This window comes from Rhizobium hidalgonense (assembly GCF_005862185.2).
In the GTDB taxonomy this organism is placed as follows: domain Bacteria; phylum Pseudomonadota; class Alphaproteobacteria; order Rhizobiales; family Rhizobiaceae; genus Rhizobium; species Rhizobium hidalgonense.
This window is the reverse complement of the sequence record NZ_CP054027.1, coordinates 3252872-3269512: the sequence shown is the minus strand read 5'-3', so window position 1 is coordinate 3269512 and position 16641 is coordinate 3252872. Positions and strand designations below refer to the sequence as shown.

The 16641-nt window shown below is 63.2% G+C and carries 12 protein-coding genes and 1 tRNA gene; 7 read left to right on the top strand and 6 right to left on the bottom strand.

Features of this window, described 5'->3' with window-relative positions; all coding sequences use genetic code 11:
* The first annotated feature begins 37 nt into the window (after nucleotides 1-37).
* Complete coding sequence (locus FFM81_RS15890; RefSeq protein WP_138385143.1) at nucleotides 38-529, top strand: hypothetical protein; 492 nt, start codon at nucleotides 38-40, stop codon at nucleotides 527-529.
* Between the two features lie 335 nt (nucleotides 530-864).
* Here the strand turns inward: FFM81_RS15890 and FFM81_RS32765 are convergent, their stop codons facing one another.
* The 3 genes from FFM81_RS32765 to FFM81_RS15875 all read right to left on the bottom strand — a co-directional run bounded on the left by FFM81_RS32765 (nucleotide 865) and on the right by FFM81_RS15875 (nucleotide 3355).
* On the bottom strand, nucleotides 865-1128 hold the full coding sequence (locus FFM81_RS32765) for a hypothetical protein (protein ID WP_246401118.1): 264 nt from the start codon (nucleotides 1126-1128) through the stop codon (nucleotides 865-867).
* A gap of 329 nt (nucleotides 1129-1457) precedes the next feature.
* A complete protein-coding gene (locus FFM81_RS15880; protein ID WP_138385145.1) occupies nucleotides 1458-2246 on the bottom strand; it encodes an SDR family NAD(P)-dependent oxidoreductase in 789 nt (262 codons plus the stop codon).
* Between the two features lie 494 nt (nucleotides 2247-2740).
* Nucleotides 2741-3355: a TetR/AcrR family transcriptional regulator gene (locus FFM81_RS15875; RefSeq protein WP_138385146.1), complete on the bottom strand. Its 615-nt coding sequence runs from the start codon at nucleotides 3353-3355 to the stop codon at nucleotides 2741-2743.
* Between the two features lie 111 nt (nucleotides 3356-3466).
* Here FFM81_RS15875 and FFM81_RS15870 point away from each other — a divergent pair, with 111 nt between their 5' ends.
* From FFM81_RS15870 to FFM81_RS15855, 4 genes are all read left to right on the top strand, one after another.
* A complete protein-coding gene (locus FFM81_RS15870; protein ID WP_138385147.1) occupies nucleotides 3467-4153 on the top strand; it encodes a PspA/IM30 family protein in 687 nt (228 codons plus the stop codon).
* Nucleotides 4154-4199: 46 nt separating this feature from the next.
* A complete protein-coding gene (locus tag FFM81_RS15865; RefSeq protein WP_085777270.1) occupies nucleotides 4200-4481 on the top strand; it encodes a YiaA/YiaB family inner membrane protein in 282 nt (93 codons plus the stop codon).
* A 92-nt stretch (nucleotides 4482-4573) separates the two neighbouring features.
* A complete protein-coding gene (locus FFM81_RS15860) occupies nucleotides 4574-7969 on the top strand; it encodes an acyl-[ACP]--phospholipid O-acyltransferase (protein ID WP_138385148.1) in 3396 nt (1131 codons plus the stop codon).
* A 293-nt stretch (nucleotides 7970-8262) separates the two neighbouring features.
* The gene (locus tag FFM81_RS15855) at nucleotides 8263-9372 is read left to right on the top strand and encodes a dipeptidase (protein ID WP_138385149.1); all 1110 of its coding nucleotides are present in this window, start codon (nucleotides 8263-8265) and stop codon (nucleotides 9370-9372) included.
* A gap of 195 nt (nucleotides 9373-9567) precedes the next feature.
* On the opposite strand, the gene FFM81_RS15850 is transcribed toward FFM81_RS15855, so the two are convergent.
* Together FFM81_RS15850 and FFM81_RS15845 are read right to left on the bottom strand one after the other, a co-directional pair.
* Nucleotides 9568-9852 carry a GIY-YIG nuclease family protein gene (locus tag FFM81_RS15850; RefSeq protein ID WP_128399714.1) on the bottom strand — a complete coding sequence of 95 codons (285 nt, stop codon included), beginning with the start codon at nucleotides 9850-9852 and terminating at the stop codon, nucleotides 9568-9570.
* A gap of 422 nt (nucleotides 9853-10274) precedes the next feature.
* Nucleotides 10275-11468 carry a TCR/Tet family MFS transporter gene (locus FFM81_RS15845; protein ID WP_138385150.1) on the bottom strand — a complete coding sequence of 398 codons (1194 nt, stop codon included), beginning with the start codon at nucleotides 11466-11468 and terminating at the stop codon, nucleotides 10275-10277.
* An 815-nt stretch (nucleotides 11469-12283) separates the two neighbouring features.
* Here FFM81_RS15845 and FFM81_RS15840 point away from each other — a divergent pair.
* Nucleotides 12284-15256: an NAD(P)-dependent oxidoreductase gene (locus FFM81_RS15840; protein ID WP_138385151.1), complete on the top strand. Its 2973-nt coding sequence runs from the start codon at nucleotides 12284-12286 to the stop codon at nucleotides 15254-15256.
* 364 nt (nucleotides 15257-15620) lie between these two features.
* Here FFM81_RS15840 and FFM81_RS15835 read toward each other — a convergent pair whose 3' ends face one another.
* Nucleotides 15621-16028 carry a hypothetical protein gene (locus tag FFM81_RS15835; protein ID WP_003569691.1) on the bottom strand — a complete coding sequence of 136 codons (408 nt, stop codon included), beginning with the start codon at nucleotides 16026-16028 and terminating at the stop codon, nucleotides 15621-15623.
* A 264-nt stretch (nucleotides 16029-16292) separates the two neighbouring features.
* On the opposite strand from FFM81_RS15835, the gene FFM81_RS15830 reads away from it, so the two are divergent.
* Nucleotides 16293-16369: transfer RNA gene (locus tag FFM81_RS15830), tRNA-Pro, on the top strand.
* Nucleotides 16370-16641: the final 272 nt, after the last annotated feature.

Sequence of the window (16641 nt, the reverse complement as noted above, 5' to 3'; positions counted from 1 at the left end):
GGGGAAATGTATGGGGAGCAAGTCTCAGGTTAGGTCGATGCAACGCGGTGCTGCAAAATATGATCGCTCGCCGCCTGACAAGACGCCCGACTATTCTGAGGTCAAGCCTCAGCTTCGAAAAGAGGACATGGCGCATCTCGGTCTGACGGAGGACAGATTTGATCAGCTTGCCCTCAGGCTGCGGGAGAAGGTTATTGGGTATGCGAAAGCGGGGTTTAAGAAGCCCGCGCAAGTGTCCCATCTCTTGAACAAGGAGAAGATTCGCACCGGGGCGGGCAGCGAATGGAACCCACGCCTTGTTTATTTTCTTTTAGCAAAGATTTACAGCCGTGAGGCAGAGCGTGCTGTTGCCCGTATCGTATCGCCTTCGATGCCCAAGAGCATGGAGGGATCGATCACGAGGAGCAAAAACGAACACCGGAACTCTCGACCCAAAGCAGCTATCGCCCCAGTGATGAGTGCGCCCCTCACTACAGAGGAAATGGGCCGCCGACTCGAGGCCCTCCGCGCGCATTTCAACGAGCGTTGATGGCCTCTGGACTGTGCTCTGGAAGCTGCTTGGCCAAGTGTGAAAGCGCCGGGAACAACCAGCCGCTTTTCCGATCGTGCTCCAGCTTGGCCGCTGGCGAGGATCTGTATGATGGCAGCGTTCCTTTGGCTATTTTTCGGTCGCTCGCCGTAAACACCTTGGCTCTTGCTCTGGTGATGCCTTAGTCTCGGAGATGTCTGCGGACCTTGTTGTCCTTGCGGGGATTGCTGCCAGCATATCGAGCATCATCCTGTTGATGGCATCATCGAGCCTGCGGCTCCGAACGTCGTCCTTGTCAGCGGTGGTCATCGATAGACATTACAACCTAGGCGTACCTAGATCGATGCAAATATTTGCGCTGCTATCTGCCTGTGCATTTCATTTGACGGGTGAAAGTGGATCTCCGTCTGGAACAACGGCCACTGACCAGCCTGCCGGATGAGGAAAACCACCTCCGCTTCCACCGTTTCCATATCAAGATGAGACCGGTTCACAGCGTCCTCATGCGCCCAGATGTGCAGTTTTGCTTCCGCCCCCGAGTGACGCCACTGATAGCCGTAGTACCCGGTCTTTCCTGCCGCTTTCCACCCCAAGCGCATTCGGTCTCCCATAGGACGCTTGGTAACACCGACGTATACGGGGGCGCCGTTGATAATAGCGATATAGAGCTTAGGTGTTTTGGACGATGCAACGCCTGAGAATCTGGGGCGGTTACTCGAGCACAGCACTCTGTAGTTGTCAGGAGTGTACTTGATTGAATATACTTCAGGCCCGATTATCTTCATTTGTCAATTCTTCCCACATTGTCGACGTTGGCGAGGGTGAAGCAGGAGAAGTGCTCATAGTGGCTCCGTGTCGAACTTGGATCGCAATAACAAGTGTTGGTTGTTGATCCGTTAGCTTGGGGCCAAAAAGCTCAACACGCGCCTTAGAGAGGTTCGGCACCCTCTTCAAACAACCGCACACCCGTCAAATCCTCCAGCCTCTCCACCAGCGCCTCCTGAAACCCAACATCATTCACCTCCGCCGCCGCCTCCCGCTGCTGGCGATGATACCAATACCCGCCGCTCACCTTCGCCGCTTCGTCCTCGCTCGTCGCGAGCCATGTCTGCGTCAGATGCCCCATCTCCAGATCATCCGGCGCGCTGGCGCCGCCCATCTTTGTTGGCACCCAGCCGGGGTCGACAGCGTTGCTCAGCACGTCGGGCCAGTGGCGGGCGATGGCGGCGGAAAGCGTGGCGATGTAGAGCTTGCTTTCGGAATAGGCCTGGCTGGCGCTCCAGGGGCGCTTCTTCCAGTCGATATCGTCCAGCGCGCTGCTGCCGCTGCGGTGCATGCCGCTGGTGAGATAGATCAGGCGGTGGGGACGGGTGATCCAGGCGGTGAGGAGATAGGGGGCGAGCGTGTTGACCGCCAGCGTTTTGGCGTGGCCTTCGGGCGTTTGGCCGCGGCTGCGCTCGAGGTAGATGCCGGCATTGTGGATGACGGCGTCCATGCGGCCGATGGCGTTGACCTGCTCGGCGATCGAGCGGGTTTCGGCGGCGCTGGCGAGATCGCCGATGACGAGGCCGATGGCGGCGGCGGAGGTTTCGGCGATTGCCGCGGCGCGGTCGCGGGAGCGGGCGTGGAGGACGACCTCGTGGCCTTCGCGGATGAGGGTGCGGGCGGCGGCGAGGCCGAGACCATCGGTGGAACCGGTGATGAAGATGCGACTCATGGGGGTTCCTTTCGCGGGGCGTGGGTGGGCGCAGAGTGATAGGGTGGGGGTGCTTGGGTCAAGCCCGAGGACGATCGGCAAGAGGAGAGATAGTGGAGCAATTCCACCAGCGTGTCGGTGCGGTTCTGCCCCTCACCCTAGCCCTCTCCCCGTTCTGACGGGGAGAGGGGACGTGCCCTGCGGAGCGCGGGAGAGGAACGGAGAGGGTGCGGCATATCCCCCTCGCCCCGTTTACGGGGAGAAGGTGCCGGCAGGCGGATGAGGGGCGTTTTTCGCGGTGATTTCAGCAGGTTGTCGCCAATACCCGTCGAGATCCTGGGTGGCGGGCGTGGATCCTCGGCTCAAGGCCGAGGATGACGGAGAGTGGGGTGGGGCTGAGGCTGGAACCGCAAGGCGGGTAATCAGATGATACCGCTTCCTCTCGACGTCATTCTACCAAACACCGCTCTTTCGACGTCCGCTCGTCCTCCGACCTCACTCCACCCCAGACCACCTCACATCCCCTGCCGCCGCAGCTCCGCGCCCGCCGCAATCGTCTTCACCAGCTCGTCCACCTCGCGTGCCAGCCGCTCCAGCGGCAGGCCCACGAAGCGGCCCTCGAGGCTGATGCTGACGACGCCGTGGACGGCGCCGAAGAGGGTGCGGGCGCGGATGGCGCGGTCTTCGGCGGGCATGTCGGGTTGCAGTTCGGCGAGCGGTTCGGCGATCACGTCCATCAGGAAGAGGTGTTCGTCGAGGTGCCATTGAGGCGTCGGGCTGGTGGCGGGGGGGAAGTGGTCGAACAGCGCCTTCCAGAGATTGCGGTGCTCCACCGCGAAGGCGAGGTAGCCCTGGGCGAGGTTGCGCAGGCGATCGGTCGGGCTTTTGCCCCTGGCCTCGTCAAGCGTCAGCCGGGCCTCCAGCGCCTTCAGCGTTGCGGAATTCACATGGATGACGAGCTCGGCGAGGTCGGTGAAGACGGTGTAGAGGCCGCCCAGCGCGCAGCCGGCATCCTGGGTGATGTCGCGGGCGCGCAGGTTGGCAAGGCCGTCGCGGGCGATGCGCTCGCGCGCCGCCTCGATCAGCCGGGTCTTCAGGTCCTCGCGTTTTTCTTCTCGTCTGCCGGCCATCAACCATTTCCCTTCGAAATTTTGAACGACGTTCAAAAATTATCTTGAACGTCGTTCATGATTCTGGCATAACTCGTCTCGTGAACAACGTTCATAAACCGGAGGAAGGAAATGTTCAAATTGATTTCCACATTGCTGCGGGGCAGGGCGTATGATGCCGAGCAGGCCTTTGCCGATCGCCACGCCGTGCCGCTGCTTGCCCAGCAGATCCGCGATGCCGCCCAGTCGATCCAGTCGGCGCGCCGCAGCGTCGCCGTCGCAATCGGCCAGAACGAGCAGGAGAAGGCGCAGCATCAGACGATCCTCGCCCGCATCGCCGATCTCGAGACCCGCGCCACCGCGGCGCTCACCAAGGGCAATGAAGGGCTGGCGCGGGAAGCGGCCGAGGCGATCGCCTTTCTTGAGGCCGAGCGCGATGCGTCGGAACAGGCGCAGAGCCAGTTCACCACTGGTATCGCCAAGCTGAAGGGCATCGTCAGGGATGCCGAGGCGCGGCTGCAGGCGCTGCAGCGCGGTGAGCGGCTGGCCCGCGCAACGCAAGAGGCGCAGAAGCTCGATATCGCAGTCGCCGGCTCCGGGTTGGCCACCCTCGACGAGGCCGAGGAGACGCTCGCCAGGCTGCGCCTGCGCCAGAGCCAGAACGAGCTGACGGCGGCGGCGCTGAAGGAGATGGAAAGCGCCACGCGGCCGGCCGGCATCATCGAAAAGCTTGCCAATGCCGGCTGCGGCGCGCCGCTCACCTCATCGGCCGATGAGGTGCTCGCCCGGCTGAAGAGCCGCATCACGCCGGCCGCCTGACATTGTCATCCCACCATCCACCCCTAGAAATCAAAGGGCTACTGATATGAACGACAGTTTCCAGAAACATTCCGCCAGCTGGGTCAGCTTCTCCTACTTCTCCTTCGGCGCCGCCGCCTTCATGCTGGCGCTCGGCCTTTACATGATGCCGCTCGATCTCTGGGGCAAAGGCTATCTCGCCATGGGCATATTGATGCTGGTGCAGACGACGGTGAACATCACCAAGACGCTGCGCGACAACGCCGAATCCGAGAAGCTGATCCGCAAGGTCGAAGATGCCCGCACCGAAAAGCTGCTGGTCAAATTCAATCGTAGCGATGAAGATTGATCTTCCTTAACCACATCGCAGAGTTGTTATCGCACTCAACTTTTGCGTAACAACTCTGTGGCCTTCTCTGCCAATCGATAGAGGGTCTCGCCGTGCAAACCAATCTGATGACATCGCGGAAATTCGCGCCGCTGTTCTGGACGCAGTTCCTGACCGCCTTCAACGACAATTTCCTCAAGAATACGCTCGTCTTCCTCATCCTCTTCAAGATGTCGGCGAGCGAGGGGGCAGCACTGGTGACGCTTGCCGGCGTCATCCTCATCGTGCCCTTCCTGCTGCTTTCGGCGCTCGGCGGCGAAATCGCCGACAAGCACGACAAGGCCAAGATTGCCGAGCTGTTGAAACGCTGCGAGATCGGCATTGCCGCCCTTGCCGTTATCGGTCTCGCCTTCTCCTCCATCTTCGTCCTGATGGCGGCCCTCTTCGGCTTCGGCGTCGTCTCGGCGCTGTTCGGGCCGATCAAATACGGCATCCTGCCCGATCATCTCGAACGCCGCGACCTGCCGAAGGCCAATGCCTGGATCGAGGGCGGCACCTTCATCGCCATCCTCGGCGGCACGATCATCGCCGCCCTTGCCTTCTCCAGTGGCGACAATGTGCTGCTGTTCGGCTCGATGATGATGGGGTTGTCGGTGCTCTGCTGGCTCTCGGCGCGGATGATCCCGGCGACCGGCTCCAAGGCGCCGGATCTTGAGATCGACCGCAACGTCATCCGCTCCAGCTACAGGCTCGTCATGGAAATCCGCGAGGACAAGCGGCTGTGGCGCTCGGCGCTGATGAACTGCTGGTTCTGGCTGGTCGGCGCCTTCACCCTCTCCATCCTGCCGACCATGGTGACCGAGCTGCTCGGCGGCTCCGAGCTCGTCGTGCCGGCCTATCTCACTGTCTTTGCCATTGCGGTCGCCGTTGGTTCCGGCATCGCCGCCTGGATGTCGTCCGGCCGCATCGTGCTCTTGCCGGCCCCGGTCGGCACCGCGCTGCTCGGCCTCTTCAGCCTCGATCTCGCCTGGAACCTCTGGGGCCTCACCTCGACCTCGCACGCGACGACCATCCTTGCGTTCTTCGCCGGGCAAAATACCATCCGCGTCGCCATCGATCTTACCGGCATGGCGATCTCGGGCGCCTTCATCGCGGTGCCGACTTTCGCCGGCCTACAGACGTGGGCGCACGAGGATCGCCGCGCCCGCGTCATCGGTGCGGCCAATGTGCTTTCGGCGCTGTTCATCACCGTCGGCCTCGGTCTCGTCGCCGTCATCCAGGCGCTCGGCGCCAGCATTCCTCAGATCCTGATCGGCCTCGGCATGGTCAATTTCGTCGTCGCCTGGCTGATGCTGAAGACGCTGCCGACCAATGCCTTCCGCGATTTCATCTCGATCCTGTTCCGCGCCTTCATGCGCCTGGAGGTCGAGGGGCTGGAGAATATCAAGAAGGCCGGCCCGGCGCCGATCATCGCGCTCAACCATGTCAGCCTGCTCGACGGTGCGCTCGCGCTCGCCATCACCGAGGAGGAGCCCACCTTTGCCGTCGATTACAAGATCGCCCAGGCCTGGTGGGTGCGGCCCTTCCTGAAAATGTGCAAGTTCCTGCCGCTCGACCCGACCAAGCCGATGGCGACGCGCTCGCTGATCAAGGTGGCGCAGGAAGGCAACCCGATCGGCATCTTCCCCGAAGGCCGGCTGACGGTGACCGGCACGCTGATGAAGGTCTATGACGGCGCGGCCATGGTCGCCGACAAGACAGGCTCGATGGTGGTGCCGGTCAAGATCGACGGGCTGGAGAAGACCTATTTCTCCTATCTCGATAACGGCAAGATCCGCCGCCGGCTGTTTCCCAAGGTCAAGGTCACCATTCTCGAGCCGGTGAAGCTCGAAGTGCCGGCGGAGCTGAAAGGCCGCAAGCGCCGCACGGCGGCCGGTGCCGCCCTCTACCAGGTGATGTCGAACCTGTTGTTCCGCACCGCCGACACCTCCTCGACCGTGCTCGAGCGCGTCATCCAGGCCGGTCACGAATTCGGCATGAAAAAACTCGCGGTCGAAGATCCGGTCACCGGCCGGCTGACCTATGGCAAGCTTTTGACCGGGGCTGCCGTGCTCGGTGCAAAATTCCGCGCCCGCTTCCCGGAACAGAACCTCGGCGTCATGCTGCCGAATGCCAATGGCTCCGCCGCCACCATTCTCGGCGTCATGACGGCGGGCAAGGTGCCGGCGATGCTGAATTTCACCGCCGGTGCTGCCAATATCCTCTCTGCCTGCAGGGCGGCGGAGGTCAAACATGTGCTGACCTCGCGCGCCTTCGTCACCCAGGCCAAGCTCGGCCCTGTGATCGAGGAGCTGGAAAAGCAGCTGGCGATCGTCTGGCTCGATGATCTCAGAGCCGAAATCTCATTCAAGGACAAGCTCATCGGCCTTCTGCGAAAGGCGCGGCCGCTCGCCAAACGCCAGGCCGACGACCCGGCCGTCATCCTCTTCACCTCCGGCTCGGAAGGCACGCCGAAGGGCGTGGTGCTGACCCACCGCAACGTGCTGTCGAACGCCGCCCAGGCCGCCGCCCGCATCGATTTCCACAGCGGCGACAAGGTGTTCAACATCCTGCCGGTCTTCCATTCCTTCGGGCTGACGGCCGGCACCGTGCTGCCGCTGATCTCGGGCGTGCCGGTCTATTTCTATCCCTCGCCGCTGCATTACCGCATCGTGCCGGAGCTGATCTATGTCTCCAACGCCACGATCATCTTCGGCACCGATACCTTCCTCAACGGCTATGCGAGGACGGCGCACCCTTATGATTTCCGCTCGATCCGCTATATCTTCGCCGGCGCCGAGCCGGTGAAGGCTTCGACCCGCCAGACCTACATGGAAAAATTCGGCCTGCGCATTCTCGAAGGCTACGGCGTCACCGAGACGGCGCCGGTGATTTCGATCAACACGCCGATGTACAACCGCTCCGGCACGGTCGGCAAAATCCTGCCGGGCATGGAATGGAAGCTCGAGCCGGTGCCGGGCATCGACGAGGGCGGCCGCCTGCATGTGCGCGGCGCCAATGTCATGGCCGGATACCTCCGCGCCGAAAAGCCCGGCGTGCTCGAACCGCTCGCCGATGGCTGGCACGACACCGGCGACATCGTCAGCATCGACGAGGACGGCTTCGTCAAGATCCGCGGCCGCGCCAAGCGCTTCGCCAAGATCGGCGGCGAAATGGTGTCGCTGGCGGCGATCGAGGCGCTCGCCGCCGAGCTCTGGCCGGGCGCACTCTCGGTCGTCTCATCGCTGCCCGACCCCAAGAAGGGCGAGCGCCTGGTGCTGCTCACCGACGCCCCGACCGCCACCCGCGCCGAATTCCTCGCCTTCGCCAAATCCAAGGGCGCCATGGACATGATGGTCCCGGCCGAGGTCACGATCGGCAAGGTGCCGGTGCTGGGGTCGGGAAAGGTGGATTTTGTGGCGGCGCGGAGGCTGGCGGAGGGTGCGGCTCAGAAGGAGGAGGCGGCGTAGACGAAGGTTAGGGGGCATCGTGTGGCACCCCCCTCTGCCCTGCCGGGCATCTCCCCCACAAGGAGGGAGATCGGCTGGGCTCACGGGCTTCGCCAAACAGCAATCGCTTGCATCAGCCTACCGCTAGAGAGGGACGAGGTGTTCGCTTCTTGCCAATCTCCCCCCTTGTGGGGGAGATGTCCGGCAGGACAGAGGGGGGTGCCACACGCACCGCAGTGACTATTCCGGCAATCCAATGCATGTTGCCCGCGCAGCGTCCCCGACCATGCCAAGTGAACCCGGAGCAAACCGACATGGCCGAAATCGACGTCTTCGACGGGCACAATGACGCGGCTCAATTCATTGCCGAATACACGCCCTCCGGCCGCGACTTTCTGCTGCGGTCGGAAACCGGCCATCTCGATCTGCCGAGAGCCCGCGAGGGCGGCCTGGTCGGCGGCTTGTTTGCACTGCATGCGGCCCCGGAGCGTCCGCCGGAAAACGACCTGATCATCACCGACAACGGCTACGAGGTCGTCTATGCCGAAACCGTCGATCCGCTCTATGCCCGCCAGCAGATCGAGGCCGAGCGTCTGGCGCTGGAAAGCTTGATCCGTCGCTCCGACGGGCAAATGCGCCTGGCGATCGATGTCGAGGAGATCAGGGCGGCAAGGGCCCAGGGCGCCCTTGCCGTCGTGCTTCATATGGAAGGGGCCGAAGCGCTGGATCGGGATTTCGACTATCTCCATCACCTGCATGCAGCCGGCCTGCGCTCGCTGGGGCCGGTCTGGAGCCGCCCGAATATGTTCGGCTACGGCGTTCCCTTCGCCTATCCCAGGTCGCCGGATACCGGCCCCGGGCTGACCGAGATCGGCAAGGATTTGGTCAGGACCTGCAATCGGCTCGGCATCATGATCGACCTGGCGCATCTGAACGAAAAGGGTTTCTGGGATGTGGCGGCCTTGAGCGACGCCCCGCTGGTCGCCACCCATGCCTGCGCCCACGCCATCTGTCCCTCCACCCGCAATCTCACCGACCGGCAACTCGACGCCATCCGCGATACCGACGGCGTGATCGGCTTCAACCTCTCGGTCAACGACATCCGCGCCGATGGCGACCTGAATGACGATACGCCGCTCGATGCCGTCGTTCGCCATATCGACTATCTCGTCAACCGCGTCGGCGAAAACCGGGTCGCCCTCGGATCCGATTTCGACGGCGCGGTCATCCCCCGCAGGATCAAGGACGCCAGCGGCCTGCCGCAGCTGTTCGAGGCGATGCGCAAAAGCGGCTTCGACAGCGAGAGCCTGTCGAAACTCGCCTTCGACAACTGGCTGCGTGTGTTTGGGCTGACGTGGAAGAACAGCTCGAAATTATTGAAGCCGAGTGCCGGTGGTGGATCCCAGGGTCAAGCCCTGGGATGACGGAGAGTGGGGTTGCGTTCTCGCCAAACGCACCGGCGATGCAGCGTGTGATGCCTCCGCTTTTGCCGCCGTTCCATCAGCTGCGGAGCCGCAGCTTTATCGCGCCGGTGAGGCCTGTGCGTCCCGGCACCACCTCTCCTCCGTCATCCCAGGGCTTGACCTGGGATCCACGCGGCTGGCTCTGCGCGAACAGCATCACCACAGCGTCAGATAGAGATCGTCCCACTCGGGATTCATGGCCTCGACCAGATCGATCTTCCATTGCCGGTTCCATCGCTTCAATGACTTTTCGCGCTGGATCGCGGTGCCGATATCCCAATGCTCCTCGTACCAGACGAGGCGAGTGCAGCCGTATTTCCAGGCAAAGCCCGGCGTCAGCCCTTCGCGATGCTCATAGATGCGGCGCTCCAGATCGGATGTCACGCCGATATAGAGCGTGCCGTTTTTCTGGTTGGTGACGATGTAAACATAGCCTGCCATTCCGGCAGAGTGCTTGGTTGTGGATCCCAGGGTCAAGCCCTGGGATGACGGAGAGTGGGGTTGGCTAGGTTGCCAAACGCACCGCGGGCGCAGCTTGTGAGGCGCCGCGTCTGCCGAAGCGTCATCGCTGCCGCCGAGCCGATGCCTCACGGCGCTACCTCTGCTGCGCGCTGGCGGGCTTATGCGCCGCGGCACCACCTCTCCTCCGCGCCGGCGTTATGCATCCCGGCACCACCTCTCCTCCGTCATCCCAGGGCTTGACCCTGGGATCCATGCGGCTGGCACCGCGGGAAGAGCGCTGGCATCTTCTCGTAGGGAAGGAATTGAAGCCGCGTGCTTGGCTGTGGATCCCAGGGTCAAGCCCTGGGACGACGGAGTGTGGGGTTGGCGTTCTCGCCACACGCACCGCCCGCAGCAGCGGTTCAGCCCGCCGGCTGCGACGCCGCCGCCTTCAGCCCGAGACCGAGAACCAGCGGCACGGCGAGCGCATAGACCGCGACGACCGAGAGCCAGATGGCGCCCGGCCACTCCCGCCGGACGAGGAAATAGACGCTGGAGAAGCCGAGCGGCGCGATGATCGAGGCGAGGCTGACGACTGAGGCCAGCACGCCCTGGAACTGGCCTTGGCTGTTTTCATCGACCTGCCGGCTGGCGAGCGATTGAAGCGCCGGCACGCCGATGCCGCCGAGCGTGAAGACCGGCATGATCGCGAAGATCATCCAGCTCCGCTCGGCAAAGGCCATGACGGTGAGCGCGATCGAGACGCCGGCGACACCGGTCAGGATCGCCCCGCGTTCGCCGAGCAGTCTGACGGCCGGTCCGGGCAGGAAGGCCTGGGCCAGCGCCTGGCAGAGACCGAAGGCGCCGAGCGAAAGGCCGATCGACAGCCCGTTCCAGTGGAAGGCGTCGCTGCCCCAGAGCGCCCAGCAGGTGCCGTAGGCCTCGCCGGTGGCGCTGAAGATGAAGAAGAGGATGATCACAGGCAGCAGGCTTTTGACCTCCAGCACCGTGCGCAGCGGCCGGAGCGGATTGAGGGCGGTCAGATCGATCTTCTCGCGGCTGCCGGGGCGCGATTCCGGCAGGACGAAGAAGGCAAGCAGCAGGTTGGCGCCATTGAGCACGGCCGCCGCGATGAAGGGCAGCCGCAGCCAGTAATCGCCGAGCACGCCGCCGGCGACCGGGCCGATGATGAAGCCGAGGCCGAACATGGCATTGAAGAGGCCGAAGCGGCGGGCGCGCGTCTCCTCCGGTGAGATGTCGGTGATATAGGCAGTCGCCACCGACATGTTGGCGCTGGTCAGCCCGGCAATGGCGCGGCCGAGAAACAGCATGAGGAGATTGGGCGCGGAGGCGAGGAACAGATAGTTGACGGCGGCGCCGGCAAGCGAAATCAGCAGCACCGGCCGGCGGCCGAGCCGGTCGCTGAGTGCGCCGAGCACCGGCGCAAAGATGAACTGCATGACGGCGTAAAGAGCGGTCAGCGCGCCGATAAAAGGGGCGACGTTTTCGGCATGGGTGACATCGCGCAGCAGCGACGGCAGGATCGGGAAAATCAGCCCGATGCCGACGGCATCGAGGATGATGGCGGTGAAGATGACAATAAGGGATCTGGTCATGGTGCGTTCCGGGTCGACGCAAGCCGGCAGGATCGTCGCGCTTCCCTGATTTCGTTGAATCACGGAATTGCGTCGGGACGCCGAGGGCTCACGATGAGGCCTGACGCTATGTCAGGCGTTTTGGTTTCTGGGAGTGCTGGCCGAACCGTGCTTGAAATGCATGGATGGCCTGTGCTCGACCGCCTGGACGACCATTCGTCCACCTGTTTACTCCGCCACTGAGCGGATCAAGGGAAGCAGTCGCTTTTCGCGACGGGCAAGACATACGCCGGATGGTTGAGTGCGGCAAGTCTGTTTTTGTGCGGGGATGGTTACGGCTGTGACCCTTTGTGACACCGCGCTCGCGGTTCGCTTCATCGCCCTGGCGAGGGCTTTTGGTCCCCGGCACTACCTCTCCTCCTCCATCCCGGGCACCACTTCTCCTCCGTCATCCCAGGGCTTGACCCTGGGATCCATGCGGCTGGCACGAGGTGGATAGGGGCAGAGAAATAGAAGTCCGCGTCCTTGGTTGTGGATCCCAGGGTCAAGCCCTGGGATGACGGAGAGTGTGGTTGGCTTTGTTGCCAGACGCACCGGCGATGCAGCTCGCGGCACCACCTCTGCTCCTTCATCGGCAGCACCACTTCTCCTCCGTCATCCCAGTACCGCCGATCTCCAGGCAGGAACGCGCGTCGCGTCCCCCCACCCATCGCGCCATCATCAACGATACCCCGATGACGCGTTTGGCCTGTCGTTCGGCGCATATGAGGTTGTGTCGCCGGGGCTGTCGCTTCACCATGAAGGCAACTTCAGCTCCGGACAGAGACAGGCAGGCAATGACAGATATCGCGCACATGCAGGTACAGCGATTGAACGCCCTTCGACAGACCGCGTCGGGTGCGCCGAGACTGCCGTCCAACCCATTCTTCGGCGTCGGGCCGATCACCGATGCGACGACCGATGAGGTGGATAGCCGCCTGCGGCGCATCGCCTTCGATGCCTGGATCGAAAAGACCTATCGCAAGTTCGACGACCGCGGCAACGATATCGGCGGCTTCACCACCGCCGAAATTTCCCGCAGCATGCATCGCGGCTATCCGGCCGACAAGATCCTGACCGACATGATGCGGGCGATCCATCGTTATTTCGGCTTTCCCAAGGTCAACCGCATGGCGGTCGGCCTCGGCGGTGGCCATAGCGGTTTCACCGTCTGCATCCAGCACCTGATGAATGCCAACGATGCCGGCCAGCGCGTCTATGTCGATACGCCGCGGCCGGAGAGCGATCCGTCCAAGGCGGCCGGCTTCTTCCGCCAGTCCTGGGCGACACAACTGATCGAGATGCAGCGCTTCGCCGAAAAGGGCTGCGAGAGCCGCATCCATTTTGCCGCCTCCGAAGGCGTGATCCCGACCGCGGCCGAACTGACGGCGCTCGGCGTGTCGATCTTCGTCGGCGTCGGCCACGAAACCACAGGGGCCAATGCCTATACCAGCAGCGAAATCCACGAATTGTTGAACTGGCTCGACGGCGATCCAGCCAACCGCCATGCGGTGTTCGACGCCACCTCGATGCTCGGCGCCATGCCCTGGGAGCCTGAACTGGTCAGCGCCGTGATGGCAAAATGCTGCCTGTTCATGCCGTTCCAGAAGGCGATCGGCGGCATCTCCGGCTATTTCGTCGCCTCCTTCACGCCGCATGCCCTGGCGCTGATCGAGAAGAACCAGCAGGATCCGGCCTGGGCGATCCCGCGGCAGCTGAAGATCGCGCCGCCGATCGACCCGCGCCAGCCGTTTTCGGCCAAGCGCTCCGTCGATGCCGGCCCGTTCTACGATCCGGCCGAAGACCGCATGCTCGGCGGCGTCATCAACACCTATAGCGCGCTCGCCTTCGCCGAGACCACCTTCGGCCTGTTGCAGTCGGAGGCCCGGGTCGGCTCCGTCGTCGAGCTCAACCGCCGCTCCGCCGCCAACCGCGCCGTGATCGACGAATGGGTCAAGTCGCATCCGCTGCTGTCGCTGACCGTCACCGATGCCGATCGGCGCGGTGCGGCGGTGACGCTGCTGAAGGTCGAGGACGACATCACCGATGCCGGCATCCACGCCCGCATCATCGCCCGTTCGAAACAGCTGCTCGGTTATGAGGGCATCACCCATCCGAACGGCGAATATGAGCCGGGCCTCGACGCGGCCCGCTACGTCAATGCCTTCCCCGGCACGCCGGGCGATTACCGCGCCTGGGTCGGCGGCATCCGCGAGCCCGAAGATGTCGTGGCACTTCTGGAAAACCTGCAATACGCTTATCTCAGAGCCAAGATCGTCGTTCTCGAAGAGGAACTGGCAAAACACGGCGTGACCTTCGACGCCGCGGCCAAGGCCGATGGCGCCGTGCGCAAGGATGATCCGAACCACGCCTATACGGTGCTGATCGCCGATCTGGTCGGCCTGCGCTTCGGCGCTAATGGCGAGCCTGATTACAGCGAGATCAAGGCCTATATCGAGGAGAAGGGCGGCAGCTTCCATCTCGGGCCGCTCAGTGATCGCGCCGGGCTTGAAAAAGGCCGCATCCATTTCTTCTACCAGCCGAACCTCAGCACCGAGGCAGAGATCCTGCCGCAGACCGACAAGGGCCAGTACGACGCGCTGATCGCGGCGGCGACCTTCATCCCGAAGGCTGCGGTCTTCCCGCTCGGCGGCGTGCGCATCGGCGCCGGCACCGGCAATATGGGCTCGGCCTCCTGGGGCGGCGGCAATGGCGAGGGCGGTACTGCGGCGCTGATGAACACGCCCGGCATCAACAGCCGCGCGACCGCCCAGATGGCCGTGAAGGCAATCCTCAAGGTCGTTCCCGATCTGCCGGTCGACCGGCTGCACCGGATGGTCGCCGGCGGCGATTTCGATACCGGCCGCCAGCTTAAGGATTTCCCGACGGCAAAGCTCGAGGGCCGCAAACTCGCCGTTCTCGGCTACGGCAATATCGGCCGTGAAGTCGCCAAGCTCGCCAAGGCTTTCGGCATGCAGGTGGCGATCTACGCCCGCGAGCATCACCGGCGCTGGATCGAGGCGGAAGGCTTTAACTATGCCGCAAGCCCGGTCGAAGCGGCAAGCGGCGCCGACGTGCTCTCCGTCCATATCGGCCTCGGCCGCCTGGATGCATCGACCGGCATCTATTCCAATGCCGGCACTGTCGATGCGAAGGTGCTCGGTGCGATGAAGGACGGCGCGGTGCTGGTCAATTACGACCGCGGCGAAGTCGTCGATACCAATGCGCTCGACGCAGCCCTTGCCTCCGGTAAGATCGCCCATGCGGCCATCGACGCCGACCTCTTCAGCGATGCCGCGACCGGCACGCTGAGCGGCCCGATGCTGCCCTATCTGCCGCTCGAGCAGCGCCACAAGGGCAAGCTCGAACTCTTGCCGCATGCCGCCGCCGACACCGACCACCCGTCGCGGGTGACCGGCGCCAAGCAGGCGGTCGACCAGATCTTCGACGTCATCCGCTTCAAATCCGTCGTCAATCTCAAGGGCGACCTGCCGGAAGGCTATGTCTCGGCCGGCAGCCGCACGCCGGCCGGCATCGGCAAGGTGACGAAGCAAGTCGTCGCGGAAGCCGGCGGCAAGGCAAAGCTGCTGGAAGAACTGCGCCAGGCCTCGGAAAGGATCGCCGCCATCACAGGCGCGCTGTCGGCCGTCTCCGACCCGGCTCACCGCGGACGCATCGTCGAACGCTACACCAGCCTCCTGGTCGAAAACGCCGACCGGCAGCGCACGCTTCTCGAGCAGCTCGGCCTTTACGGGCCGGCGGAGGGGTGAGCTTTAGTGGTGGTTCGGCGCCGACGGTCTCCTGTCTTTATCGGAACGAGGGACTGCGGCATCACGATCCCGATTATCGAGACCACTCAGCGCGTGGGCAGACGTGGGCGTCGCATCCTGTGGACCCCCCTCTGCCCTGCCGGGCATCTCCCCCACACGGGGGGAGATTGGTAGGAGGCGAACACTTCGTCCCTCGCTGACCGATGCGCAGATTCGTCTGAAAAGACGAGCGGTGTTGTAAACGGGAAACCCTAAAGCCCATCCGATCGCCCCCTTGTGGGGGAGATGCCCGGCAGGGCAGAGGGTACCGGCGGTCCCAGGCGGCACCAGGCCGCCTGTCCCCATATGCCGGACAAACCGTCCGTTACTTCTGTTCGGGCGCCAGGAACTCGGCGCAATAGGACGGACCGTTGACGCCGGGAATGTCGGCGACGGTGCGGATGTCGCGGATCGTGTAATCGGAGCTGGTGGTGATTTCGGCCTGGCAGCGCAGATAGGCGGTGCGGGCGGCGGAAATCTGCTTGCCGCGCTTGCCGTCGGCGCCTTCGGCATATTTTGCCGGAATGCGCACGGTCTTGTAGCCGCCGCGCCAGGTATAGACGGTGGTGGCGCCTTGCTCGCTGTCGCTGATCGGCGGTCCGTAGGCGGCAAAGAAGATTCCGGCCGATTTGCCGACCCAGCGGGCCTCGATCGGATTGCCGGCGGAAGGTATGGTCGTGCATCCGGCAAGCCCAATTGCAAGCCCGGCCGCGGTGATGGTGCGGAGTTTCATCGTGTTGTCCCTGGTCTCTAGCGCAGTGGCTGCGAATCCGCTGTTTACGGGCGGTTTCGCCTGTCCCGTCGAGCCCTTTAGCGCGGAACCCGGCAAAAGAAAATTGCCCCTGTGGCAGTTCCCGACGATTTGCTCCGAGTGTGTCTTTTTGCAGCAGCAGTGGCGCGCCGGGTCTGTCATCAACCCGTCAAAAATTCCGCCTGATTTTTGGAATTTGGTGCTTGTGCAACCAGATAGGCTGTTCTATAGAAGCGCCGCTGGTCACGGAGTGTAGCGCAGTCTGGTAGCGCACCACGTTCGGGACGTGGGGGTCGAGTGTTCGAATCACTCCACTCCGACCAGTCGTAACCATCGGTCATTATTGCCGAAAATCATGGTTGCTAATGTTTCCCGAAATTTTCTATCCCATGAAATACCGAACGATACGTCTGTCAGCTCGGCTGATAACGATCCTTTGGTTCATGCATACTCGTGAAAAGCTGATACGCAAACGAGCCTTACGCAGCTTTCGTGAGGCTGTGAATAATTTCGTCCCACATCTTCGCCGCCTCTGAGATCGCGTCGTCTACGCGCCACAGAGCTGGCTCGAATGACGCGGAAGACTTTGCCGCTA

Excerpts from the sequence above, each read along its gene's own strand:
- FFM81_RS15840 (WP_138385151.1), top strand. The coding sequence starts at position 12,284 with ATGACAGATATCGCGCACATGCAGGTACAGCGATTGAACGCCCTTCGA.
- FFM81_RS15870 (WP_138385147.1), top strand. The coding sequence starts at position 3,467 with ATGTTCAAATTGATTTCCACATTGCTGCGGGGCAGGGCGTATGATGCC.
- FFM81_RS15890 (WP_138385143.1), top strand. The coding sequence starts at position 38 with ATGCAACGCGGTGCTGCAAAATATGATCGCTCGCCGCCTGACAAGACG.
- FFM81_RS15880 (WP_138385145.1), bottom strand. The coding sequence starts at position 2,246 with ATGAGTCGCATCTTCATCACCGGTTCCACCGATGGTCTCGGCCTCGCC.
- FFM81_RS15850 (WP_128399714.1), bottom strand. The coding sequence starts at position 9,852 with ATGGCAGGCTATGTTTACATCGTCACCAACCAGAAAAACGGCACGCTC.
- FFM81_RS15845 (WP_138385150.1), bottom strand. The coding sequence starts at position 11,468 with ATGACCAGATCCCTTATTGTCATCTTCACCGCCATCATCCTCGATGCC.
- FFM81_RS15875 (WP_138385146.1), bottom strand. The coding sequence starts at position 3,355 with ATGGCCGGCAGACGAGAAGAAAAACGCGAGGACCTGAAGACCCGGCTG.
- FFM81_RS15865 (WP_085777270.1), top strand. The coding sequence starts at position 4,200 with ATGAACGACAGTTTCCAGAAACATTCCGCCAGCTGGGTCAGCTTCTCC.
- FFM81_RS15855 (WP_138385149.1), top strand. The coding sequence starts at position 8,263 with ATGGCCGAAATCGACGTCTTCGACGGGCACAATGACGCGGCTCAATTC.
- FFM81_RS32765 (WP_246401118.1), bottom strand. The coding sequence starts at position 1,128 with ATGCGCTTGGGGTGGAAAGCGGCAGGAAAGACCGGGTACTACGGCTAT.
- FFM81_RS15835 (WP_003569691.1), bottom strand. The coding sequence starts at position 16,028 with ATGAAACTCCGCACCATCACCGCGGCCGGGCTTGCAATTGGGCTTGCC.